This is a genomic window from Niallia sp. FSL K6-0212 (assembly GCF_038007605.1).
In the GTDB taxonomy this organism is placed as follows: Bacteria; Bacillota; Bacilli; order Bacillales; family Cytobacillaceae; genus Niallia; species Niallia circulans.
In genome coordinates this window covers 999,384-1,024,528 of record NZ_JBBOXL010000001.1, presented here as the reverse complement: position 1 = coordinate 1,024,528, position 25,145 = coordinate 999,384, and the positions used below count along the sequence as shown (strand labels likewise).

The following is a 25,145-nucleotide window of genomic DNA, read 5'->3' as shown; positions in this document are numbered from 1 at the left end:
GCAAACGTGAAAATATAGCATATCCTGTTTATATCGTTCGTAAAGTTTTTTCTGATTAAATTAAATATACTGAATACTTATAAATACTACCTTATTCACTAAATAACTCTAGATTCTGACTTTTAGTTTATAAAAAGCAAGTACGATCTAAAACGGGCAGTTAGTTCTATATTCTAAGCAAAGAGATTGTTTTATTTCACAAAATGTTGTTTAAAAGTTACTAGATAGGATTGAAAAAATTCCAAAAACAAGGTAGTATGTAAATGAGAATGATAATCAATTTAACTAATAAACTGAATGAGTTAATCATATATAGATAGTATAAAACTTTCAATATAGGAGTGAGCGGGTTAATGGATCATACAGAACTATTCGATGTGACGATAATTGGCGGCGGGCCAGCAGGTCTATATTCTGCTTTTTATAGTGGGCTTAGAGAAATGAAGACAAAAGTTATTGAATTTTTACCACAGTTAGGCGGAAAGCTGCATTTATATCCAGAGAAAATGATCTGGGATGTTGGCGGCATCACTCCAATGCCAGGGGAAAGGTTGAGAGAACAGCTTGTCCAACAGGGACTGACCTTTAACCCAGAAGTAGTGACAAATACGAAGATTCATTCTATCTCCAAAAATGAGGAAGGAATTTTCTTGCTGGAAACAGACTCAGGAGAAGTTCATTATTCCAAAACAGTCATTGTGGCGGTAGGAAGCGGAATCGTCACTCCGCAAAAATTAAAAATTGAAGGTGCCGAAAGATTCGAAGTGGCAAACCTAAACTATACGGTAAAATCCTTAATGCATTTTAGAGATAAAGTAGTTGTTCTTTCTGGAGGCGGAAACTCTGCCGTGGATTGGGCTCTTGAACTAGAGCCGATAGCTAAGAAGGTGTATTTAACATGTAGAAAAGATACACTTGCTGGTCATGAGGCAAAAGCGAGAGAATTGCTAGAAAGCAATGTAGAGTGTTTGTTCCATACCTCTATTACTAAACTGATTGCGAATGAAAATCATGATCGTATTGATTCTGTTGAATTAACGAATACACAATCAGAAGAGGTAAAGACTTTAAAAGTAGATGAAGTAGTTATCAATCATGGCTATGAAATGGATTCGTCGCTTTTAAAAAATAGTAAATTAAAAATTGACATGCTTGAAGATTTCTACATAGCAGGTAATGCTAATAGTGAGACATCTGTGCCAGGAATATTTGCTGCTGGAGATATTCTAAAGCATGAAGGTAAAGTCCATTTAATTGCCGGTGCTTTTCAAGACGCAGCTAACGCAGTCAATAAAGCTAAATTATATATTCAGCCAGAGGCAAGTAATAGCGCAATGGTCTCTTCACATAATGAACTATTTGAAGAGAAGAATAAAGAATTAATTAAAAATATGATTCAATGCGATGATTGTTCAGTAATGAAAATACGAGCTTGATTTCAATTGATTGCTACTTGGTCCACATTTTTATTGCATAGTCAAAAGATCTATTGGAGAAGACGGATTTCCGCTTATCCAATAGATCTTTTTTGTTAGATGGGAAAAGTAGCAAGCTTTGGCTGGTTTCTCAATTTTGGCTGAAAAGCATCAAGTTTTGACTGGAACCCAGTGATTTTCACTAAAAGTAATACGAATTATTCTGTTGAGACAGTCATCATTAAAGCATTTATTGGTACTTCTCCCGTTTCTATAGTATAAACAATATTTCCTTCTTCCCATCTCGCCATATACTCTACTTTATCAGCATTTTCCGGATAATTTACTTCTATTCTTCCATTTTCCTGTGGGACGGGCAGAGCATTTTCCTCCAAAAAGTCCACCATTTTTCTTGCGATATCAGTAGTGTCTAACTTATCAGCAGAAATTGATTTAATTTGTAACACCCATCGTCCCTCTTTCCAAAGTAAATACGAACTTCCCGCTGCTCCTTCCTTCATTCCAGTAATTTGATGTCCCAAATCTACCTTCATTTCATCTGGTATTGAATCTAATGAAACCTCGGGAAAAAGCTTCTCTTGTTTGTTTTTATCATGGGATGTTTCTGCTTTAAAAGTAGCAAGCAAATTATCATTTGTATCTAAAGATTCATCATTGATGGAGACAGGTTCTTGCGTTCGATAGAATGATATAGAATATTGGTCTGTTTCATTTTTATTAATTTTAGCTCCCATATATTCAGAATCAGTGATCGGAAATTTCATCGGTAATTTATTATCTTGCATCTTGAGCATAGAGCGAATTTCTTTCATCTGTTCATTGTTTGATGGGGATTTCTCCATATTTTGTTCCTTTTCCGTATTAGCTTTAGCTTGTCCAGCTGCGTCTGCTTTCTCCGCTGTCGACAGATTTGATTGACTTTCGGCTGATCCATTGGAGCAGCCGCTTGCAATAAGTGAAAAGATAAAGAGTGAAGAAAATAGAAATTTTTTCATACATCGTACTCCTTTCTATGCCTTATTAATACTGTATATTCCCTAAAATAAGAAAAAAATGAGTTATATTAAAAATTTAAAAAATTTATGAATAAATTTTCAGGGTGGAAAGTCGCGTTTGTGTAAGAAAAAGTAACTTATATTCATGGTGAATATTGATGAATTGTTAAGTATACATGGAAACCAAATTATTATGGTAAAAAAACTAACAAAAAGAAGATGATTTATTTTATTCCTAATAGAATTGTTAGAAAAAATTTGAAATTTATTCCTTTAAATGTTATAAATGATAACATTATGGTGAAGTTTGTCGGGTATTGATTATTTTTGTCTAGTTCGTTATGATTAATTTCGCAATATAAAAATGATTCGAATAGTCTGACTAGTCAAATTATGATTCGGTAAGCACTTATATTTAATATGTAGTGTCATTTTCTTCCTATTGTCAGAATAATCAAACAAAGTAAAAAGAGGAGAATTAGTATGAAGAAAAAATTAAGTCTTTTAATAACAGCTTCTACATTGGCTGCTGGAATATTGGCTGGGTGTAGTGCTGGTGGTAAAAATGCATCAAAAGAGGATGAATTTAAGGTTGGAGTAAATCTGGAGCTTTCTGGAGCTGTTGCATCATATGGACAATCATTAGAAAGCGGTATTGATTTAGCTATTAAAGAGATTAATGCAGATGGTGGAATAGATGGCAAGAAAATAGTTCCTGTTAAGGTAGATAATAAATCTGATTTAACGGAGGCAACTAATGGTGCATTGAAGCTAATCGACCAAGATAAGGTTTCAGCAATTATAGGTGCGGCTACGAGTGGTGATACAGTAGCACAAGTGCAAATAGCCAATGATAAGCAAACAGTCTTATTAACTCCATCGGGTACAGCACCAAACGTTACGGTTAATGAGGATGGAAAGCTAAATGAGTATGCATTCCGTACATCCTTTATTGATCCTTTCCAAGGAAATGTGGCTGCAAATTTTGCTATTAATGATTTGAAAATCAAAAATGCTGCCATTTATGCTGATAGTGCAAGTGATTATGCAAAAGGATTAGCTGCAGCATTTAAAGAGACATTTACAGCTGCTGGTGGAAAAATAGTATCAGAAGAATCTTATGTTGCAAAAGATACAGATTTTAGCGCGACATTAACGAGAATTAAAGGGAAGAATCCAGAGTTTGTGTTTATTCCTGGCTATTATGAAGAAGTTGGCTTAATTATTAAGCAAGCGCGCGAAATGGGTATAACAGCTCCTTTTATGGGTGCTGATGGCTGGGATTCTCCAAAATTAATTGATTTAGCAGGAGCAAAGAACTTAAATAATACGTTTATTACAAACCACTATTCTTCGGAAGATCCAGATGAGAAAATTCAAAAGTTTGTTTCAGCATTTAAGGACGAATACGGAAAAAGCCCAGATGCATTTAATGCTTTAGGTTATGATTCTGTTTATCTATTAAAAGATGCTGCTGAAAGAGCAGGAAGTACTGATTCGGATAAGATTAAAGAAGAATTGGCAAAAACAAAAGATTTATCGTTGATCACTGGGATAGTGACAATCGATGAAAATCATAACCCAATCAAATCAGCAACAGTTTTAGAATATCAAGATGGAAAACAAGTATTTAAAACAAAGGTTGATCCAAAATAAGACTTGGTGGATGGGGAGGGAGAGCCTCCCTATTTTCCATGGAAAGAAAATTAGAGATAAAAGAATGATAGAGATAGAGAGTATGAACAAAAACGTTTTTTATAAGAATTAATTAGCAGTAGGCTATGTGAAAAGTTATTGCATTGACGCATGCTTAGCAAAAGGGAGTGAATAAATAGATGGAATGGATACAACAGCTAGTTAACGGCATTTCCTTGGGAAGTATATATGCTCTTATCGCCTTAGGATATACGATGGTATATGGAATCATTAAACTTATTAACTTTGCTCATGGCGATGTATTTATGGTTGGAGCATTTATTGGCTTTTATGCTATTACTGGTTGGGGACTTAGTTTTTTTCCAGCTTTGATTGTTTCCATGATTGCTTGTGCTATCTTTGGGATTATCATTGAAAGAATTGCATATAAACGGTTGAGAAATGCGACCAGAATCGCTGCCCTAATTACAGCAATCGGGGTTTCTTTATTAATCGAGTATGTTTTTATTTATTTTAGAGGTGCGGGCTTAGAAACCTATCCAAGCGTTTTGCCAACAAAGACATTTGATGTGTTTGGTGCACAAATTACAAGTAAGTCCCTAATTATTTTAGGAACGTCGGTTGGATTAATGTTGATTTTGCAATTTATCGTTCATAAAACGAAGACAGGAAAAGCAATGCGGGCGGTTTCTCATGATATAGACGCTGCAAGATTAATGGGGATTAATGTAGACCGGACTATTTCCGCTACTTTTGCCATTGGTTCTGCTTTAGCGGGAGCAGCAGGCGTTATTTTCGGCGCTTATTACACAAAAATTGAACCACTAATGGGAGTTATTCCAGGATTAAAGGCATTCGTTGCAGCTGTTTTAGGGGGAATAGGAATTATTCCAGGAGCGATGATTGGCGGACTTATCTTAGGGGTAGTTGAGACGGTTGTTAGTGCTTTAGGTTTTTCTTTATGGAGAGATGCTGCGGCTTTTATTATTTTAATTTTGATTCTTATCTTTAAACCATCAGGTATTCTTGGTAAGAATACAAAAGAGAAAGTGTAGGTGACTGGAAGGATGAAAAAATCAAAAGCTTTTTGGATATTCCTTATACTGTCCGCACTTATTTACGGCGTAATTCAGTTCCTGATGACTGGCGGCTGGATTGACACTTTATACAGCAATATGATTATTTTAATGGCTATCAATATTATGCTGGCAGTTAGCTTGCATCTTGTCATAGGAATTACCGGACAATTTTCAATTGGTCATGCTGGCTTTTTGGCGGTAGGGGCATACGTATCAGCAATTGCAACGATGAAGTTTCAAATGCCTTTTCCAATTGCTATTTTAGCTGGTGGAATTGTTGCCGCACTAGCTGGACTGTTAGTTGGAATTCCAACCTTGCGATTAAGAGGCGATTATTTAGCCATTGCCACATTAGGATTTGCAGAAATTATTCGGATTTTCTTCTTAAATATCGATTATGTCGGTGGGGCAGCGGGAATGCAGATTACTCATTTGACTACTTGGACAAGTACGTTTATTTGTTTATTTATTACTATTCTAGTCATTGTTAATTTTACTAATTCAAGACATGGCCGTGCAGCCATTGCAATTAGGGAAAATGAAATTGCGGCAGATGCAATGGGAATTAACACAACTTATTATAAGGTTGCCGCTTTTGCACTAGGGTCTTTATTCGCTGGGGTAGCCGGTGCGCTTCAAGCTCATAACTTTTATATTATTAACCCAACTAACTTTGGATTTTTAAAGTCCTTTGATATTTTGATTTACGTGGTCCTTGGAGGATTAGGGAGTTTATCAGGATCTGTTATTGCAGCAAGCTTCTTGACCATTATTTCTACTTATCTTCAAGATTATCCAGAAACGAGAATGATTATATATAGCCTTGTTTTAGTAATCGTCATGCTCTATCGTCCAAAAGGGTTAATGGGAACAAAGGAAATTACAGATTTGTTTAAACGCAAAGGAGGTAATTCCAATGACTAAGCAGGAACCTTTATTGCAAATGAAAAATGTAGGTATTTCTTTTGGAGGCTTAAAAGCAGTGTCCGCGATTGATGTAGAGCTCAATCAAGGAGAGTTAATTGGACTAATAGGTCCGAATGGAGCGGGGAAAACGACTACCTTCAACATGTTAACTGGTGTATATGCGCCAACAGAAGGAGAAATTCTTTTTGACGGAAAAAGTTTAAAGGGGTTGCAGCCTTTTCAGGTAACACGTAGAGGGATTAGTAGAACCTTTCAAAATATACGTTTATTTGAAGAACTATCTGTTTTAGATAATGTAAAGGTAGCTTACCATTCTTTGGCTAAGCACTCTATGCTAAGCAGTATTTTGCGGTTCCCTTCCCACTTTAAAGGGGAGAAGGAGATGGAGGAAAAATCAATAGAGTTTCTTAAGATTTTTCAACTCGACCGTTATATGAAGGAAAAAGCGAAAAATCTCCCGTACGGTCAGCAACGCCGTTTAGAGATAGCAAGAGCTTTAGCGGCGGGTCCTAAATTGTTGCTATTGGATGAACCTGCTGCAGGGATGAATCCTCAGGAAACACATGAACTGATGGAATTGATTGCTTTTATTCGCAAAAAGTTTCAGCTGACCATTTTACTTATAGAGCATGATATGCCTCTTGTTATGGGGATTTGTGAGCGGATTTATGTTTTGGATCATGGGCAATTAATTGCAGAGGGAACACCTGAAGTGATTAGAAATCATCCAAAAGTAATCGAAGCTTATTTAGGAGAGGAGGTTGCTGAATAATGCTTCATATAAAGGATCTAAATGTATACTATGGAAATATTCAGGCGTTAAAAGGAGTAACGCTTGATATTAAGGAAGGAGAAATAGTAACGCTTATTGGTGCGAATGGTGCGGGGAAAAGTACATTATTAAAGACATTATCCGGTCTAATCAAGCCCAAAAAGGGTTCTATAGAATATTTAGGCAAGTCTATTGCAGGAAAGCCTGCACAATCGATTGTAAAGGCAGGTATGTCACATGTTCCAGAGGGAAGACGTGTTTTTTCTAATATGACTGTGGAGGAAAATCTTGAACTAGGTGCCTTTTTACGAAAAGATAAACAGGAAATTCAGAAGAATTTACAAAAGGTTTATGAGATTTTTCCGCGGTTATTTGAAAGAAAAAAACAATTAGCTGGTACTTTATCTGGTGGAGAACAACAAATGCTGGCAATGGGAAGAGCTATAATGGCAAAACCGAAATTGCTTCTTTTAGATGAACCCTCCATGGGATTAGCACCGATTATTGTTCGTACCATCTTTCAGGTTATTCAAGAAATTAATGAAGAAGGAACGACGGTTTTATTAGTGGAGCAAAATGCTCATATGGCATTATCGATTGCACATAGAGGATATGTCATTGAAACAGGAAAAGTGGTTTTATCAGGATCTGCACAAGAATTACAGGAAAGTGATGAATTAAAGCAGGCTTATTTGGGTGGGCATTAATAGTAGATTTGGAAGAACTGGTTATTCACTGGAATAACAGTTCTTTTTTTATTTCTTGAAGAATCTCCCGGTTGAATCAACATTTCATCTATTTCTCTCTTGCTCTATCATAAATGACAGATACGCTTTTTAAGTGGAAAAGAATTTTGTTAGAATAGTAGTAAATATAGGAGGATAGATGATGAACCCTTTTACAAAAAAAGCAGTGGAGATTATTACAGATATTCCAGAAGGAAAAGTAATGACCTATGGACAAATAGCTGCTGTGGCTGGAAGCCCTCGGGCAGCAAGACAAGTTGTTAGAGTTCTTCATACCTTATCAGAAAAATACCAACTTCCTTGGCATAGAGTGCTTAATAGTAAAGGCTGTATTGGATTAAGCGGTGAACATGGCCAGCTTCAAAGAAGATTGCTAGAAGCAGAGGGAATTGTATTTCAGCAAAACGGATCGCTTAATTTAAGAGAATATGGATATGAACCGCTGAATTTTATCGATGAACAGATTTAATAGTTGTAGACTAATAGAAGATATTGCTAAACTAGCTGAATTTATAAAATGCAGCAAAAAGCCTATTACGACAGCAGCAATAGGCTTTTATCACTTATTAATTTAGAGCTGATCTCATTGTTTGTTGTAAAACTTCGACAGAATGATTAAATTGTTCTGTTTCTTTTTCATTTAATTCTAGCTCCAGTACTTCACGGATTCCTTGGCGGTTAATAATGGCAGGTACACCAATATAGATGTCTTTATGACCATATTCCCCATCTAGGTATGCAGATACTGGTAAAATAGAGTTCTCATTGCCAAGAATAGCTTTTGTAATGCGGACAAGTGACATGCCGATTCCATAATAAGTGGCACCTTTTCGTTCAATAATATGATAAGCTGCATCGCGAACGTTAATGAAAAGCTCATCTAAGTCTTTTTGAGAGTATTTATCATTTTTAGCAAGCTTTGTTTCAATGCTTTCTAATCCAATCGTTGTACTGCTCCATACAGGCAGTTCCGTATCTCCATGCTCACCGATAATAGCAGCATGGATGTTTCGTGTATCAACGTCGAAATACTCACCTAGCATATAGCGGAAACGGGCAGAATCTAATGTGGTTCCAGAACCGATTACGCGTTCCTTCGGAAGACCAGACTCTTTCCAAACCACGTAAGTCAGAATATCAACAGGGTTTGTCGCAATTAAATAAATTCCATCAAAACCGCTAGCAGTAATTTCTTTCACAATACTTTTAAAAATAGCTGTATTTTTGGCAACTAAGTCTAAACGAGTTTCTCCTGGTTTTTGAGGTAGACCGGCAGTAATGACAATTAAATCAGCTTCTCCACAGTCTGAATAGTCGCCAGCCCAGACTTTCGTTGGTGCTGGGGCAAATGGGATACCATGATTTAAATCCATTGCTTCCCCTTCAGCTCTTTCTTTGTTGACATCAATCAAAACGAGTTCTTCTGTAATGCCTTGATTAATTAATGAATAAGCATAGCTGCATCCTACAGCACCTGTACCAATTAAAACGACGCGGTTAATATTTTGCTGTTTCATTTTTTTTGCAACTCCCTTTTTCTAAATAGATTAATAGTTTTAAAGCTATTTATTGCTAAATGGAGAACAAATTCGTTAATCATTTACTGTGTTGTTACTTTTCTCCATAATATCTTAGAGTTCTTTCTTTTGTAAAATGTTATTACTGTTTATATAGTGATTATACACTTAAACTTTGTGAAAAAAATCACATAAATATGTCTATTTTGTGAAAGTTTCTAAAAGATTAACGGAAAATATATATTTAAGTTTCCCTTCTAATAGGAAGGATAAACAGAATAATCAAAAAGTATCAGTGAAAAATGATTGACAAAAATTATGTGTATTCGGTAATGTAGTAAGTAATTGAATAGGAAAATCCACTAGGGGAGCCTTTTTGGCTGAGACAAGATTACTTGGACCCTTTGAACCTGATCTAGTTCATACTAGCGTAGGAAAGTGGAGTCGGCCCATTGAATATTAGTGTTTTATTTATTCATTATAAAGCCACTCCATTTTTTGGAGTGGCTTTTTTGTATACAAAGTTACTCCATGTTTTCCTTTTCAATAAAAATTAAAGGAGGAAATGGACATGAGTTTTTCACAAGAATTACGTGCACAGGCAGAACCAATTTTTCAGGCAATTATGGAACATTCATTTGTACAAGGAATTGCTAAAGGGGATTTAAAGAAAGAGCAGCTTATACATTATGTGAAACAAGACTTTGAATATTTAAATGCTTTTATGAAAATTTATGGATTGGCGATTTCAAAAAGTACGAACAGACAAGACATGGAGCTATTTAATAACCAAATTTCCTTTGTGCTTCATAGTGAGATACACCCTCATAATAATTTTTGTGAGGTAGCAGGTGTTAAATATGAAGACCTACAAGGATTCCCAGTAGCTCCCGCTGCTCACCATTATATTCGCCATATGCTAACAGTTGCCCATCAAGGAGGAATTGCTGATATTATCGCAGTGCTTTTACCTTGTCCATGGACGTATGTAGAAATCGGGAAAAAACTTTTAGAAGAGGTAAACCCAGATAGTACCCATCCTTTTTATGACTGGATCCATTTTTATGGGGATGGCCCTATGACAGTTACTACTCCGCTTTGTCAGCGATTAGATGAACTTGCTGAAACCCTTAATGAAGAACAGAAGGAAAAGTTAAAGGAATACTTTTTATTAAGCTGTCAGCTAGAATATAAGTTTTGGGATATGGCATACCATGTGGAGGAGTGGCCAGTAAAGACGTTTGAGGTGTCTATATGAACTGGAAAGTTAAAGAGGTTGTCTTACTAGTAGTGATTGCCGTAGCATGCGGCGTTCTCTATATGGGCTGGTCCACTTTATGGCTCCCTATTTCGGCACTTGTCGGCCCAGTTGGTGCTAACTTTATGTTTGGCATATGGGTGATAGCCAGTCCCATAGTTGCCTTTATTCTGCAGAAGCCAGGGGCTGCTTTAATTGCAGAGGTAGTAGCAGCTTCGGTCGAGCTCTTGATTGGCAGTCACTTTGGTTTATCAGCACTTTTAATCGGCGTATTCCAAGGAGTCGGGGCAGAAATAGCATTTGCGATTTTTCGTTATAAAAAATACCATGTTTCTGTCTTAATGTTATCTGGAGGATTGGCAGCTTGTGGCAGCATGCTATATAGCCTTCTAGCAAATGGTTTTTCTTATTATACGACAACGACACTTTTATTAACCTTTGTTATTCAAGTAATAAGTGGTCTTATTTTGGGTGGATTATTAGCAAAGGCAATTGTAGAGGGACTTGGAAAAACAGGAGTCTTAAATGGTTATGCGATTTCTAAAGTGAACCGAAAGAAGGAGAGTAATGATGAGTTCATTGTTAGGATGTAACCATCTGTCTGTGCGCTTCTTGGAGGATAGGGAACCTGTCCTCCAAGAAGTGACACTACATATTAATCAAGGAGAAAAAGTATTAATCCTTGGTCCAAGCGGCAGTGGGAAGTCTACTATTCTATCTGTTTTAGCGGGCATTATTCCAGAACATATCGAAGCATATGTATCGGGAGAAGTGATTAGGAGAAAAAGCACAGGGGTTCTTTTCCAAAATCCTGATACCCAGTTTTGCATGCAGCATGTTGATGAGGAAATTGCCTTTAGTCTCGAAAATAGAAAAGTACCCAGGGAAGAAATGGATGCCATTATTTTTGAACTTCTTGAAAAGGTAGGACTAACAATAGAGCCGCATACTCCTATTGCAAATCTTTCAGGGGGAATGAAACAGCGTCTAGCACTGGCCTGCCTTTTAGCATTGGAGCCAGAGGTGCTTTTTTTAGATGAACCAACAGCACAGCTAGATCCGGCAGGTAGAAAAGAAGTCTTTGAGGTAATGAAAGATACTGCCGCTGGAGCTGGGCAAACAATGATAATGGTAGAGCATGTGTTAGATGGCTGTATCGAATGGATGGATCGTGTCATTCTTTTCAATAAAAAAGGGCAAATAATTGCTGATGGCGACCCAGCTATGGTAGTTAAACAATATAAAGCGGAGATGCGAGAGGCAGGTATATGGCTTCCACAAGTTTTTCCATATAAGTGGGAGGATATAATCCAAAATGAAAATCATTCGAGAAGACGAGAATTAATAAAGGCATATGAAAGAAAAAGGACAATGGCTCTTGAAATAAAACCCGACCCTATTCTGGAAGTGAACAATTTAACTGCTGCTTACCTTAAAGAGAACATTTTAGAAAACATCGAGTTAACCGTAAATAAAGGAGAATGGATTGCTGTTATTGGTAATAACGGTGCGGGAAAAAGCACCTTTTTAAAGCTGCTTGCTCATCTTAAAAAAAGCCAAAAAGGAGACATCTGCTTTCATGGAAAAGATCTGAAAAAGTGGAAAGACAGAGAGCTGTATCAGCACTTAGGATTTGTATTTCAAAACCCTGAGCTCCAATTTATTACTCAAACGGTTTTTGATGAAATATCATTCTCCGGTATTCAATATCAATGGGATAAAGCGGCTATTCATAAAAGAACGACAGAGCTTTTGCAGGAATTTGGATTAGAGCCTTATAAAAATCAACATCCTTTCACCCTTAGCTTTGGGCAGAAAAGAAGATTAAGTGTAGCTACGATGCTGTTATTAGATCAAGATATTCTTCTATTAGATGAACCTACCTTTGGGCAAGATGCAAAATCGTCGCATGATTTATTACAGGTTCTTGAAAAAAGAAAGAAAGAGGGAACTTCCATTATTATGGTTACACATGATATGGATATAGTGGATCAATATGCAGACAAAGTCGTTGTCCTACAACAAAAGAACCTAGTTTTTGCTGATCAGCCGTACTCGCTTTTCTCCAATCAAGAGCTTTGTAAAAGGCTAGCTATTATTCCTCCTATTCATTATCAATTAATCGCTGATTTAAAGGAGGCGGAAGACAATCAAAAGCAACGAGTCTTATCTATCACAACTTAATCCAGCGATGAAATTAATGACCCATATCATATTAATGGTTATTTTAATGACGATTCAAAGCGCCTTTTCGACTGTAGCAATTTGGCTATATGTGTTAATACTTGGTTTAACATTGGGGGGGTGGAAAGGGAAATTTCTTGGTAAAGTGCTTCTCCCATATTCTATTTTTTTTGTACTTACCTTTTGGATGTTAGCGGCATTTGGAAAAGGAGAAACAGTCGTTTGGAAGTGGGCTTGGTTTCAAGTAACTGAGGAAAGTATCAATAGTGGTTTGCTTATTGCCATGCGGATGCTGGCATTTGTGACTATCGGATTGCTTTTTACAACCACCACGAATTTATACGAATTAATGATGAGTCTTATCCATCAATGGAAATTATCTCCGAAATGGGCATATGGAATGATGGCTGGTTTTCGCTGTATACCGATGTTTCAATCAGATCTTGCCCAATTAAAGGAAGCCCATCGAATTCGAGGTTATAAACATAGCGGTACCTGGAAGGCTTTCCTCCGCTATGCAGTTCCCTTGTTAACACAGGCAATTCGCCGTTCCGAGCAAATGGCGATGGCAATGGAAGTAAGAGGATTTACAGGAGAAAAAGATAGGACATATTTTCAAAAAACTTCTATTACATTATTTGATTATTTATATTTTAGTATGATGATAGTTATTGCTATTTGTATTGCTGTATTTATATAGGGCTTGGCAGTTCAGATCCCACATTTATTCATATCTTCCGGAATGTACACGAAGGGAAATGAATAAATTGTAGGGATCTATTTTTATTAGGAAAATATGGACAAATAACGCCTTTCTCCCTAATCTCAAATATTTATTTTAATTGTATTGACACTACCTGTATATACAACTATAATGAAAACGTAATCAACACTTGTATATACATGTGTTGATTATGCAATAGGAATTATAATCGATTTAATAAATACAGGATAGTATAGTCAAAAGGGGGAAGAACGATGGGGAAGTACACAGAACAGGTAAAAGAACTTCTTGAGCATGTTGGTGGAAGCGGAAACATTTCTGTGGTGACACACTGTGCGACAAGAATGCGCTTTGTTTTAAATGATCCATCTAAGGCTGATATTGACAGCATTGAAAAAATCAAGCTTGTAAAAGGAACGTTTACTCAAGCAGGCCAATTCCAAGTTATCATTGGCAATGAAGTTTCATCTTTTTACAATGAGTTTATCGCTATTGCGGGAGTAAGTGATACTTCTAAAGATGAAGCGAAAAAGGCAGCAAAGCAAAACATGAATTTTCTGCAAAGAATGATTGCCCATTTAGCAGATATCTTTACTCCGCTCATTCCAGCGATTGTTGTGGGAGGATTAATTCTTGGTTTCCGTAATGTTATAGGCGAAATTAAATTAGTGGAGGGCGGAACTAAAAAATTAGTAGAAGTATCGCAGTTTTGGGCCGGGACAAATGATTTCTTATGGTTAATAGGAGAAGCGATATTCCACTTCTTGCCTGTCGGAATTACATGGGCAGTTGCAAGAAAGATGGGGGCTACTCCCATTCTTGGAATTGTATTAGGAATTACACTCGTGTCGCCGCAATTATTAAATGCTTATGCAGTAGCTGGAGCAGAAGAAATTCCATTTTGGGATTTTGGGTTTGCTCAAGTAGACATGATTGGGTACCAAGCTCAAGTAATTCCCGCTATTTTAGCAGGTCTATTACTTTCATTCCTAGAGCTGCGTCTGCGTAAAATCATTCCAAATGCGATTTCGATGATTTTTGTGCCATTCCTTGCATTAGTACCAACTGTATTAATTGCCCATACCGTATTAGGCCCAATTGGATGGACAATTGGTTCTGCCATTTCCGATGTTGTCTATTCTGGACTAACCTCTTCGGTAGGATGGTTATTTGCGGCCATATTTGGTTTTGCTTATGCACCACTTGTTATTACAGGATTACATCATATGACAAATGCAATCGATTTACAATTAATGAGTGTATTTGACGGAACAAATCTATGGCCAATGATTGCTTTATCTAACATTGCCCAAGGATCAGCAGTATTAGCGATGATTTATTTAAATCGTAAAGACGAACAAGAAAAACAAGTATCCGTTCCAGCGGCAATCTCCTGTTATTTAGGCGTTACAGAGCCAGCCATGTTTGGTATTAATTTAAAATATGGCTTCCCATTCTTAGCGGCCATGATTGGATCGATGGTGGCAGCAGTTATCTCAGTTGGATCAGGAGTTATGGCTCATTCTATTGGGGTAGGAGGATTGCCAGGATTTTTATCTATCAAAGCAGAACATATGCCTACATTTTTAATTGCAATGGTGCTCGCAATTGTTATACCGTTTATTCTGACAATTGTTTTCTCAAAGCTTAATATGGGGAAAGTTTCTTTGAAAAGAGTAAGAGGATAAAATTTTAATAAGTAAGAGTCGAAACAGTATCCCTTAGGAGGGATAACTTCGACTCTTTTTTGTTTGCGTTCCGTTATTTGTACATGGAGAGGTTCTCTAAGCTAATAAAAAAGGATCGGACAAAGGTAATCAAATTCTATTGGTCCATAGAAATATACATACTTTTACGGACATTACCCAATAATAGCGTAATTTATTCATTGTTATGTTTTTATGTTACATTCTGTTATCGGTAACACAGAGAAAGCGATTGCATTAAAACGGTTTCAAATCTACAATAAGAATGTGAGATAAATAAGGAGGGAAAATTTCATGAAGAGTTATAAAAAACTATTAATGTCAGGAGTAGCGTTGCTTACTGCATTCTCTTTAACCGCTTGTGGCGGCAATGATACGAAAGAAAGTTCAAAAGGCGGATCTTCTGACGGAAAACAAACATTAACAGTGTCAGTAGATGGAGATGGATATAAAAAATATATTGATAGTATCAAAGGCGATTTTGAATCTAAAAATAATGCTGAAGTAAAAGTCGTCGTAATGGCGATGACAGATCAAGCTGACGCATTAGCGCTAGATGGTCCTGCTGGAACTGGTCCAGATGTATTTATCGCACCATATGACCGTGTTGGTTCAATGGGAAGCCAAGGGCATTTAGCTGAAGTAACAGCACAGCCTGAAGGAATTACAGAAACGGAAGAAAAACTAGTAACGTTTGATGGCAAACAATATGGAACACCATTTGTTATCGAAACTTTAGTAGGGTTCTATAATAAAGATTTAATTAAAGAAATGCCTAAAGATTTCTCAGAGGTAGAAGCATTAACAAAAGATAGCAAGTATGCGTTTGAAGCTGAGTCTGGCAAGAACACAGCTTTCTTAGCAAAATGGACGGACTTCTATTTTAGTTATGGATTAGTTGCTGGATATGGCGGATATGCATTTGGAAGTGAAGGAACAGATCCAACTGACATTGGGTTAAACAATCAAGGTACAATCGATGCCATTAAATATGCAAAGACTTGGTATGATCAATGGCCTAAAGGTATGCAGGACGTAACCGGTTCTGGTGATTTTATCACAGAAATGTTTACTACTGGGAAAACAGCTGTAATTATTGATGGCCCATGGATGGCAGATACTTTTAAAGATGCTGGCGTTAATTATGGAGTTGGTGCAATCCCTACATTACCAAATGGTGAAAAATTCGCTGCATTTGGTGGAGGAAAAGCGTGGGTAGCTTCTTCTTATGCGAAAGATCCGGAATTAGCTGCAAAATGGTTAGAGTATGTTGGGAATGCTGATAATTCAACAAAATTCTTTGAAGCTACAAATGAAATTCCTGCAAACACAATTGCACGTAAAGCGGTACCAGCAGATAATGAATTAGCTCAAGCAGTTATTGCAAACTTTGAAAACGCTTCTCCAATGCCTAATATTCAACAAATGGCTGAAGTATGGGATGGCGGACAATATCTAATATTTGATGCAGTTTCTGGTGCGAAAACACCTGAACAATCTGCAGAAGATACAGTGAAAAATATTAAAGAATCGATTGATCAAAAATATAAATAAGGTAGCTTAAAGGAAGGGAGATATTCCACTCCCTTTTAGTCGAAATTTCTAATTGTCATAACTGATAATTAGAAATTTCGTCTTTCCATAACGCAATCGTTTGCATTGAAAACACTTTCAAAACAAGTTGGTTTATCAAAAGAAGTTGGGCGAGTGATGATTTCTTTTGGTAAATCAATAAATTACCATTATGCAACAATATGCAATTTTATAGAAAGGGGATAGCCCACAATGAGTCGAAATGAAACAAATCATAAAAAGAAAGCATCCCTGTTATCCATTATTCCTGGGTTAGGTCAGTTTTATAATAAACAAGCATTTAAAGGAATAGTATTTTTTGCTCTCTTCTTGGTTTTTGCAATAGAGATGGCATTAACTGGATTTCAGGCTTTGGAAGGCTTAATAACATTAGGAAGTATACCTCGTGATGATCACTCGTTATTCCTAATGATTAAAGGAACATTACAGTTAATTTTAACTGTTATCTTTCTCTTCTTCTATATACTAAACATTTATGATGCTCGTAAAATAGGGGCATTAAGAGATAGAGGAGAAAAAATCAATACGAAGACGGTTGATATATTGAAAAATCTTTGGGAGCAAGGATTCCCTTACATCTTTACATTCCCGTCTTATATTTTAATGGCTTTTATCATTATTTTTCCGGTATTAGTGACATTATTTATAGCATTTACAAACTATGATTTTCAACATATACCGCCATTTAAGCTGATTGATTGGATTGGTTTTGAGAACTTTACCAACATCTTTTTCTTAAGTTCTTATCGTGCAACATTTATGAAAATCCTTGTTTGGACATTAATTTGGACATTTGGGGCAACCACTTTACAAATCGTTCTTGGTGTCGTTGCTGCTGTAGTGCTACATCAGAAGCATGTAAAAGGGAAAGCATTTTTCCGAATTCTTTTCTTATTGCCATGGGCTGTACCAGCATTTATTTCGATCATGGGATTCTCTAATATGTTTAATGACAGTATTGGTGCCATTAACGCACAAGTAATCCCATTGATCAATCATCTTCCATTCATTGATATACCGGCAATTTCTTGGAAGACAGATGCGACTTGGACAAAAACAGCACTTATTATGATTCAAGGCTGGCTTGGATTTCCATATATTTTTGTAATGGTAACAGGAGTATTGCAATCTATTTCAGATGATTTATATGAAGCAGCCAACCTTGATGGAGCAACTGCTTTGCAGCAATTCCGCAATATCACATTACCGATGATCCTTTTTGCAACAGCGCCAGTTATGATCACACAGTATACATTTAACTTTAACAACTTCTCTATCATCTACTTGTTTAATGAAGGTGGTCCAGGAAGTATTGGATGGAATGCAGGATCGACAGATATCCTCATTTCATGGATTTATAAATTAACAACAGGGCAAGCACCGCAATATGCAGTTGCAGCAGCGGTAACATTGATTATTTCCGCAATTGTAATTGCAGTATCACTCATAACATTTAAGAAAACAAATGCTTTTGGCAATGAGGAGATGATGTAGGATGAGCATGAAAGCATCGCGACTTATCAATAGAATATTAACATATGGTTTTCTTGGAATCCTATCAATAGTAATCATTTACCCATTATTAGTAACGGCATCAAGTGCCTTTCAAGCTACTAATATGGCGGCATTTACATTGAAATTGGATGCAAACTGGGGACTTGATAATTTCCAAAGACTTTTTAGTGAAACGAATTATTTAAGCTGGTATAAAAATACGATTATTATTGCGGTTGCAGTAATGGTTGTGCAAGTAACATTGGTCACTCTTTCTGGATATGTATTCAGCCGCTATCGCTTTGTTGGAAGAAAATATAGCTTAATTTTCTTCCTTGTTATTCAAATGGTTCCAACAATGGCAGCATTAACTGCTTATTACGTACTAGCAACAGTACTTGGAGCAATTGATTCTTATTGGCTGCTGTCATTAATCTATATCGGTGGTGGTATCCCGATGAACGTATGGTTAATGAAAGGGTATTTTGATACCATACCGCGTGAATTTGACGAAAGTGCAAGAATTGATGGAGCAGGTCATTTAAGAATCTTTGTACAAATTAACTTACCATTAGTGCGCCCAATGCTTGCCGTTCAAGCTTTATGGGCATTTATGACACCATTTAATGATTTCTTATTATCTAAGTTTTTATTACGCTCCAACGAATTATTAACATTGGCTGTTGGATTACAAACATTAATTTCCAACCCGCGTGAACAAAAGGTAGCGCTATTTGCGGCAGGAGCGGTTCTCGCAGCATTACCAATTGTTGTCTTATTCTTCTTCCTGCAAAAGAACTTTGTATCTGGTTTAACTAGCGGCGGATCAAAAGGCTAATCGGTGACCAACTGAAGAAATGTTAGAGACGTCTGCTAGTAGTGGCGCGGGCGTCTTAGGATAGAAAGAAAACAACAAAGAATTTTAAAGTAAGAGAGTGGGATTACAATGAAGAAGTCGGAACCATTTTTGATGCAATATTTCAAGTCTATTATTACACCGACAAATGTATTTAAGGGTAAGAATCTATTAACATGGCCGAAAATGATTTTCCTTTTTATTTTCTTAATTGCATGTATGATGATGCCAACCTCTATTCAAATGGCAAAACTAACAAATTTCCCATTTGAGTTTTTGTTTCCCCAGACAGCTGAATTAATTACAGATGATTTTGCCAAGTCATTGTCTTCAAAACAAGTTAAAAACGGTAAGTTAGTGGGAATAGACAGTCAATATACAGAAGAGACAGGCGGAAATGTGATTGCAATTGATAAGGACAATAAATATCAGATGACTGGAGAAGATCAGACAATTGCTATTAAAGGTTATGAAAATGCCATTGTTTTTAAAGAGGACTATGCTGTAATTGCCGAAGAAAATGGGTTTGGGTTTCAATTGTATTACCCAATGAATGAGGAGAAATATCCTTTCAAAATAGAAAACAAGGAAGATGTCCTGCGATATATCGGAACATTATGGTATGTGCAGAACAAAGCGTTCCTTCTGCCAATCCTGTTACTATTACTAGCAGGTGTTTATACAGCGATGAATGTAGTGCAATTTCTATTTATGTCACTCGTATTATGGCTGACAAAGAAATCAAATATTACCGATATAAGAACCTTTAAAGAGGCAGCAACCATTGTCCTTAACGCAGCAGGACTACCAACCATATTAGCTGTAATCTATGGATTTATTCAATTTGATGTTGCAACCTTCATCATGATACAAGGACTTGGAACGGTATTAATGATTGCATTTGCTTTTTTTAGAACAGGATTTAAAGAAAAAAGACTAAAGATAGATTCAGATAAAGCATAGGGAGAGAAGATTATGACAAATAAGCGTCTTTTCGAAATAAACAGCTGGAAATTAATATCAAATAAGTTGGAAAAAAAAGAAAAGCGACTGCAGGAAAGTCTAACCTCCATCGGAAATGGTTATATGGGGATGCGTGGTAACTTTGAAGAAGGATACTCAGGGGATTTCCATCAAGGTACGTATATTGCAGGTGTATGGTTTCCTGATAAAACAAGGGTTGGCTGGTGGAAAAATGGCTATCCTCAATATTTTGGCAAAGTGATCAATGCGCTGAACTTCATTGGTGTCGATATTTATGTAGACGGTACCAAAATAGATTTGTATAAGGAAAACATTACTGATTTTCACCTTGAGCTAGATATGAAGGAAGGCATTTTAAGAAGAAGCTTCATCCTCCACAAAGGAGAAAGTCGAATCCAGTTTAAGTTTGAACGCTTTTTAAGTATTGTTGCAAAAGAAGTGTGTGCAATAGATATAATGGTAACTGCACTAACAGGAACGCATAAGATTGAATTAGTTCCTTATTTAGATGGTGATGTGACAAATGAAGACTCCAACTATGAGGAAAAATTCTGGGAAGAGATTAGCAGAAAAGTAGAAGCTAATGCTGCCAATCTAATAATGAAAACGGTTGATAATCCTTTTGGAACACCAAGATTTGCAGTATCTGCTTCGATGGTTAATACCATTAATCACCTAGAAGTAACTTCTTACAATGAAAAGCCGATGTATGTTGCAAATGCGTATAATAATAAGCTTAAACAAGGAGAAACAATTCACCTTCAGAAATATGTCGCGGTTTCGACTTCTCGTGATTGGGAAGAAGAAAGATTAGGGGCTGTTTCTGATCTGTTAGCAAAACAAGCGAGAGAAAAAGGATATGATTCCTTAAAAGAAGAACATATTGCTGCCTGGGCAGCCCGCTGGGAAAAGGCGGATGTTCAAATTGATGGGGATGAAGAAGCGCAGCAAGGAATCCGATTCAATATTTTTCAATTATTCTCTACGTACTATGGGGACGATGCGCGTCTCAATGTAGGGCCAAAAGGTTTTACAGGAGAAAAATATGGGGGAGCAACCTACTGGGATACAGAAGCATATATCGTACCAATGTATTTGGCTGTAGCAGAGCCTAAAGTAACAGAGCAGCTATTACGTTATCGCCGCCAACAGCTGCCAGGTGCGGAGCATAATGCCAAACAGCAGGGACTGAAAGGTGCATTATACCCAATGGTAACTTTCACTGGGGTAGAGTGCCATAATGAATGGGAGATTACCTTTGAAGAAATTCATCGTAACGGTGCCATTGCCCATGCTATTTTTAATTACACAACGTACACAGGTGACGAAACCTATGCATTAAATGAAGGATTAGATGTATTAGTCGGAATCAGCCGCTTTTGGGCAGATCGCGTACATTATTCGAAAAAAAATGATCAATACATGATACATGGAGTAACAGGACCAAATGAATATGAGAATAACGTAAATAACAATTGGTATACGAATAAGATTGCGACGTGGACATTAAGATATACTTTAGAATTACTTGATAAAACAACTTCAAAAAGAAAAACAGATTTAAATATTGGCAAAAGTGAATTAGCAAAATGGCAAGAAATCATTGACAAGATGTATTTCCCAGTAGATGAAGAATTGGGAATCTTTGTTCAGCACGATACATTCCTTGATAAGGATTTACAGACTGTAGATACCCTCTTAAAAGAAGAGAGACCACTTAATCAAAATTGGTCTTGGGATAAAATTTTGCGTTCTTGTTTTATTAAGCAGGCCGATGTTTTACAAGGGATGTACTTCTTAAATCATGAATTTAGCTTAGAAGAGAAAAAGCGCAACTTTGATTTTTATGAGCCAATGACTGTACATGAATCAAGTCTTTCCCCTTGTGTTCATTCTATTTTAGCAGCAGAAATCGGGCTGGAGGAAAAGGCATATGAGATGTATCAGCGCACGGCAAGATTAGATCTTGATAATTATAATAACGATACAGAAGATGGATTGCATATAACTAGCATGTCAGGAAGCTGGCTGGCTATTGTCCACGGTTTTGCTGGAATGCGCACAGCAACAGGAATTCTTTCCTTTGCACCATTTGTTCCTAAAGGATGGAATAGCTACACCTTTACAATCAATTATCGAAATCGATTAATTCGAGTCACGACGACTTCAGAGGAAGTGAAATTAGAGCTTCTGTCTGGGAATGCGTTAAAGATTCAGTTATATGGAAAAGATATTTTATTAGAAAAAGAGTTTGTTGGAAAGAAGTAGCTAGTTAGCAGAAGGGAGCCGTTGATTGATTGTTATTCTATTGCTAGAGAAAGGCGCTAGAATAAAGGAAGCGCGGCTCCTTTTTCATAGGAGGACGTGAATATGTTAAAAGGAATTATCTTTGATTTAGACGGAGTTATTACAGACACTGCAGAATATCATTATTTAGCGTGGAAGAAAACAGCTGAGGCCATTGCTGTTCCTTTTGATCGTGAGTTTAATGAAGAATTAAAAGGTGTTAGCCGCATGGACTCTTTATATAAAATACTAGATCATGGGGGAATTCGCGGGCAATTTTCCGACGCGCAAGTGGAAGAGCTGGCACATGATAAAAATACCTATTATCAAGAGCTAATTAAAGAAATTACCCCGAATGATTTATTGCCTGGGATAAAAGACTTCTTGGTAGAATGCAAAGAAGCTGGTTTACAACTTGGCCTTGCTTCTGCAAGCAAAAATGGTCCAGTGATATTAGATCGTTTAGAAGTAACAAACTTTTTTGATACCATCGTTGATCCCGGAAAATTAAAAAAAGGGAAGCCTGATCCAGAAATCTTTGTAAAAGCAGCAGAGCAGCTGCAGTTACAAGTGCGTGAATGTGTGGGAGTGGAAGACGCGGAAGCTGGCATTCAAGCAATAAAGGGAGCAAATATGTTTGCGGTTGGTGTTGGCACCCCTGACCGCATGAAATTAGCAGATTGGCAAGTCGGAAGTACAGCAGAAATAACCCTTGAACGCTTAAAGGAAAAGTTAGGGGAATAATAGAGTGGCAAGAGAATGGAGTGTGTGGTGCGCTCTGTTCTTTTTTATTTGGCTGGGGAAAGTGCTGTTTTGGGGAGAGGGAGTAAAAGTAGCATTCTAAGAGAGATGAAAGCCAGAAAAAGAGGGGTAGCCGAAAAAAATGGCGTTCATGTGAGCGATAAAAGCCAGAAAAAATGATATTCAACGCATATAAGCCCCAGCCAAGTTAATAACAATAACAAAAAGCGTATTCCCTTGCATAGTAAAGGAGGAATGCGCTTTTTAAAAGAAGGCTGGTGTTAGCTTTTTACCTTGAATTGTAAAATTGAAAATGCACCTGGAGACAATGTTAATTCTTTTTCTAGATTCCAAATAATCTCTTTATCATGATAGAGATCTTGAACATTTTTATTATCGATATTTTCAACAGGAATCGTGAAAGTTTGTTCTTGATCTGTGTTATTAATAGAGAAAATAATATGTTCCTCTTTGTATGTTTTTTGGTACATTGTAATATTATTATTATTTGAATCTACGAAAATAAATGATCCTTTGTTACCAAATGCCGGATGGTTTTTACGAAGTGAAATCAATTTTTGAATATGGGCAAATAAGTCAAGATCTTGCTTTTCTTTTTCCCACACCATACACTTTCTGCAGCCTGGATCCTGTGTACCATCCATTCCTATTTCATCGCCGTAGTAGATACAAGGTGTTCCTGTGAAAGATAAAAGGAATAAATAAAGTAGTTTCACTCTATCCTTTCGATTATTTGCAAGTGTCAAAATACGAGGCGTATCATGACTATCTAATAGATTAAAAGATACTTCATTAACACTACTTGGATACATATGAAGGACATTGGTAATCGTATGTTTGAACTCTGTCGAAGTAATCGAATCCTTCGCAAAGAAATTTACAGCACCTGTTGTGAACGGATAATTCATGACAGCATCAAACTGGTCTCCCTGCAGCCAAGGCATAGAGTCATGCCATATTTCTCCAAGAATATACACATCGGGCTTCAATGCTTTCACTTCTGTGCGGAAATCTCTCCAAAATGGATGATCTACTTCATTGGCAACGTCCAGTCTCCAGCCATCGATGCCAAATTCTCTTACCCAATATCGGCCAACTTCTAATAAATATTCTTTTACTTCTGGATGGCTTGTGTTTAGCTTTGGCATAAACGGGGTAAAGGCAAAAGTATCATAGTTTGGAATTGGTGCTGTTTGAATCGGGAATTCACGAATATGGAACCAATCTTTATAGATAGATTCCTCCCCCTTCTCCATGACATCTTGCCATTGAGGGAAGAAATAACCACTGTGATTAAAAACAGCATCTAACATAACTCGAATCCCATGATCATGAAGAACATCTACCATTTTTTGAAACGTCTGTTTATCGCCAAACTGGGGATCGATTTCCATATAGTCAATTGTATCGTATTTATGATTAGAGTAAGCTTTAAATATTGGAGTGAAATAAACACCATTAACGCCTAAATCGACTAAATAGTCTACATGATCGATAACACCTTGAAAATCGCCGCCAAAAAAGTTGGTAGGGGTTGGCTCTGTACTTCCCCATTCGAGTGTATCAGCAGGATTAAGCATAGGATCCCCGTTAGCAAAGCGTTCTGGGAAAATTTGATACCAAACCGTATCTCTTACCCAGTCGGGAGCATAAAAAGAATCCTCTTTATGCACAAAAGGAATACAAAAATAATAGGCAGTATCATCTGTTGGAATTGCTTGGTAAAATCCTTTTTCTGTATAGATGAGTGTCTCGCCTTTAGAAGATAACTCAAATCCATAGCGTAAACGTCGATACTCAGGCTTTATTTCAATAAACCAATAATCATAAAGTTCTGTGCTGCCACTTTTTTTCATGGGAGCTTTTTCGTATTGCCAAGCTTGATTCACAAAAATGTAAGGGTCTCCAAAAATAAGCTGAACAGACTCCATTTCTGCTTTTTTCGTCTGCAGACGGATGTGGACCATATCTTCTTTATAAATATAAGAAAAATTATTGCCAGGCCGATGGTAAATCGCTTCTTTTAACATAAAATCTCCCTTTCTACGCAATCGTTTGCATTATTAAATAGTTGAGTATCTAGCAAAAAACAATTATAATATAAAAAGATAAAAGGAAAACGTTTGCACCCCTCTATTATCAACCCATTTTCGTTATTTATCAAGCATAT

At 36.7% G+C, this 25,145-nt stretch carries 21 protein-coding genes and 1 riboswitch; of the genes, 18 read left to right on the top strand and 3 right to left on the bottom strand.

Going from position 1 to position 25,145, the window contains the following annotated elements; all coding sequences use genetic code 11:
- The first annotated feature begins 353 nt into the window (after positions 1-353).
- The gene (locus MHH96_RS04660) at positions 354-1,436 is read left to right on the top strand and encodes an NAD(P)/FAD-dependent oxidoreductase (protein ID WP_061796976.1); all 1,083 of its coding nucleotides are present in this window, start codon (positions 354-356) and stop codon (positions 1,434-1,436) included.
- 197 nt (positions 1,437-1,633) lie between these two features.
- Here the strand turns inward: MHH96_RS04660 and MHH96_RS04655 are convergent, their stop codons facing one another.
- Positions 1,634-2,431: a hypothetical protein gene (locus MHH96_RS04655; protein ID WP_061796974.1), complete on the bottom strand. Its 798-nt coding sequence runs from the start codon at positions 2,429-2,431 to the stop codon at positions 1,634-1,636.
- Positions 2,432-2,914: 483 nt separating this feature from the next.
- Here MHH96_RS04655 and MHH96_RS04650 point away from each other — a divergent pair, with 483 nt between their 5' ends.
- The 6 genes from MHH96_RS04650 (at position 2,915) to MHH96_RS04625 (ending at position 8,080) form a co-directional block, all read left to right on the top strand.
- On the top strand, positions 2,915-4,087 hold the full coding sequence (locus MHH96_RS04650) for an ABC transporter substrate-binding protein (protein ID WP_047940875.1): 1,173 nt from the start codon (positions 2,915-2,917) through the stop codon (positions 4,085-4,087).
- A gap of 179 nt (positions 4,088-4,266) precedes the next feature.
- Complete coding sequence (locus MHH96_RS04645) at positions 4,267-5,142, top strand: branched-chain amino acid ABC transporter permease (protein WP_047940874.1); 876 nt, start codon at positions 4,267-4,269, stop codon at positions 5,140-5,142.
- Positions 5,143-5,154: 12 nt separating this feature from the next.
- Positions 5,155-6,090, top strand: coding sequence for a branched-chain amino acid ABC transporter permease (locus MHH96_RS04640; RefSeq protein ID WP_047940873.1), 936 nt, complete (start codon positions 5,155-5,157; stop codon positions 6,088-6,090).
- Complete coding sequence (locus MHH96_RS04635; protein ID WP_047940872.1) at positions 6,083-6,865, top strand: ABC transporter ATP-binding protein; 783 nt, start codon at positions 6,083-6,085, stop codon at positions 6,863-6,865. The genes MHH96_RS04640 and MHH96_RS04635 overlap by 8 nt, the downstream gene beginning before the upstream one ends.
- Positions 6,865-7,572 (top strand): ABC transporter ATP-binding protein, encoded by a 708-nt coding sequence (locus MHH96_RS04630; RefSeq protein ID WP_061796971.1) that lies wholly within the window; start codon positions 6,865-6,867, stop codon positions 7,570-7,572. The genes MHH96_RS04635 and MHH96_RS04630 overlap by 1 nt, the downstream gene beginning before the upstream one ends.
- Positions 7,573-7,753: 181 nt before the next feature.
- Positions 7,754-8,080 carry an MGMT family protein gene (locus tag MHH96_RS04625; protein ID WP_047940870.1) on the top strand — a complete coding sequence of 109 codons (327 nt, stop codon included), beginning with the start codon at positions 7,754-7,756 and terminating at the stop codon, positions 8,078-8,080.
- Between the two features lie 97 nt (positions 8,081-8,177).
- On the opposite strand, the gene MHH96_RS04620 is transcribed toward MHH96_RS04625, so the two are convergent.
- Complete coding sequence (locus MHH96_RS04620) at positions 8,178-9,128, bottom strand: L-lactate dehydrogenase (protein ID WP_061797281.1); 951 nt, start codon at positions 9,126-9,128, stop codon at positions 8,178-8,180.
- 354 nt (positions 9,129-9,482) lie between these two features.
- Positions 9,483-9,582, top strand: a riboswitch (TPP riboswitch).
- A gap of 117 nt (positions 9,583-9,699) precedes the next feature.
- On the opposite strand from MHH96_RS04620, the gene tenA reads away from it, so the two are divergent.
- From tenA to pgmB, 11 genes are all read left to right on the top strand, one after another.
- Positions 9,700-10,386, top strand: a complete 687-nt coding sequence (gene tenA, locus MHH96_RS04615; RefSeq protein ID WP_144544938.1) for a thiaminase II — start codon at positions 9,700-9,702, stop codon at positions 10,384-10,386.
- Entirely contained in the window at positions 10,383-10,979 is a 597-nt protein-coding gene (locus MHH96_RS04610) for an ECF transporter S component (RefSeq protein WP_095329448.1), read from the top strand. The genes tenA and MHH96_RS04610 overlap by 4 nt, the downstream gene beginning before the upstream one ends.
- A complete protein-coding gene (locus MHH96_RS04605) occupies positions 10,957-12,570 on the top strand; it encodes an ABC transporter ATP-binding protein (protein WP_144545012.1) in 1,614 nt (537 codons plus the stop codon). The genes MHH96_RS04610 and MHH96_RS04605 overlap by 23 nt, the downstream gene beginning before the upstream one ends.
- Positions 12,536-13,270: an energy-coupling factor transporter transmembrane component T family protein gene (locus MHH96_RS04600; RefSeq protein WP_123258537.1), complete on the top strand. Its 735-nt coding sequence runs from the start codon at positions 12,536-12,538 to the stop codon at positions 13,268-13,270. The genes MHH96_RS04605 and MHH96_RS04600 overlap by 35 nt, the downstream gene beginning before the upstream one ends.
- Before the next feature lie 278 nt (positions 13,271-13,548).
- The gene (gene treP / locus MHH96_RS04595; protein WP_144544936.1) at positions 13,549-14,982 is read left to right on the top strand and encodes a PTS system trehalose-specific EIIBC component; all 1,434 of its coding nucleotides are present in this window, start codon (positions 13,549-13,551) and stop codon (positions 14,980-14,982) included.
- 312 nt (positions 14,983-15,294) lie between these two features.
- The gene (locus MHH96_RS04590; protein WP_047940865.1) at positions 15,295-16,554 is read left to right on the top strand and encodes an extracellular solute-binding protein; all 1,260 of its coding nucleotides are present in this window, start codon (positions 15,295-15,297) and stop codon (positions 16,552-16,554) included.
- 231 nt (positions 16,555-16,785) lie between these two features.
- The gene (locus MHH96_RS04585; RefSeq protein WP_047940864.1) at positions 16,786-18,087 is read left to right on the top strand and encodes a sugar ABC transporter permease; all 1,302 of its coding nucleotides are present in this window, start codon (positions 16,786-16,788) and stop codon (positions 18,085-18,087) included.
- 1 nt (position 18,088) lies between these two features.
- Positions 18,089-18,925 carry a sugar ABC transporter permease gene (locus MHH96_RS04580; RefSeq protein ID WP_047940863.1) on the top strand — a complete coding sequence of 279 codons (837 nt, stop codon included), beginning with the start codon at positions 18,089-18,091 and terminating at the stop codon, positions 18,923-18,925.
- A 108-nt stretch (positions 18,926-19,033) separates the two neighbouring features.
- A complete protein-coding gene (locus MHH96_RS04575; RefSeq protein ID WP_047940862.1) occupies positions 19,034-19,906 on the top strand; it encodes a DUF1189 family protein in 873 nt (290 codons plus the stop codon).
- Positions 19,907-19,918: 12 nt separating this feature from the next.
- Positions 19,919-22,195 (top strand): glycoside hydrolase family 65 protein, encoded by a 2,277-nt coding sequence (locus MHH96_RS04570; protein ID WP_047940861.1) that lies wholly within the window; start codon positions 19,919-19,921, stop codon positions 22,193-22,195.
- 102 nt (positions 22,196-22,297) lie between these two features.
- On the top strand, positions 22,298-22,957 hold the full coding sequence (pgmB, locus tag MHH96_RS04565; RefSeq protein WP_047940860.1) for a beta-phosphoglucomutase: 660 nt from the start codon (positions 22,298-22,300) through the stop codon (positions 22,955-22,957).
- Positions 22,958-23,235: 278 nt separating this feature from the next.
- On the opposite strand, the gene MHH96_RS04560 is transcribed toward pgmB, so the two are convergent.
- Positions 23,236-25,005 (bottom strand): glycoside hydrolase family 13 protein, encoded by a 1,770-nt coding sequence (locus MHH96_RS04560; protein ID WP_047940859.1) that lies wholly within the window; start codon positions 25,003-25,005, stop codon positions 23,236-23,238.
- Between the last annotated feature and the right edge of the window lie 140 nt (positions 25,006-25,145).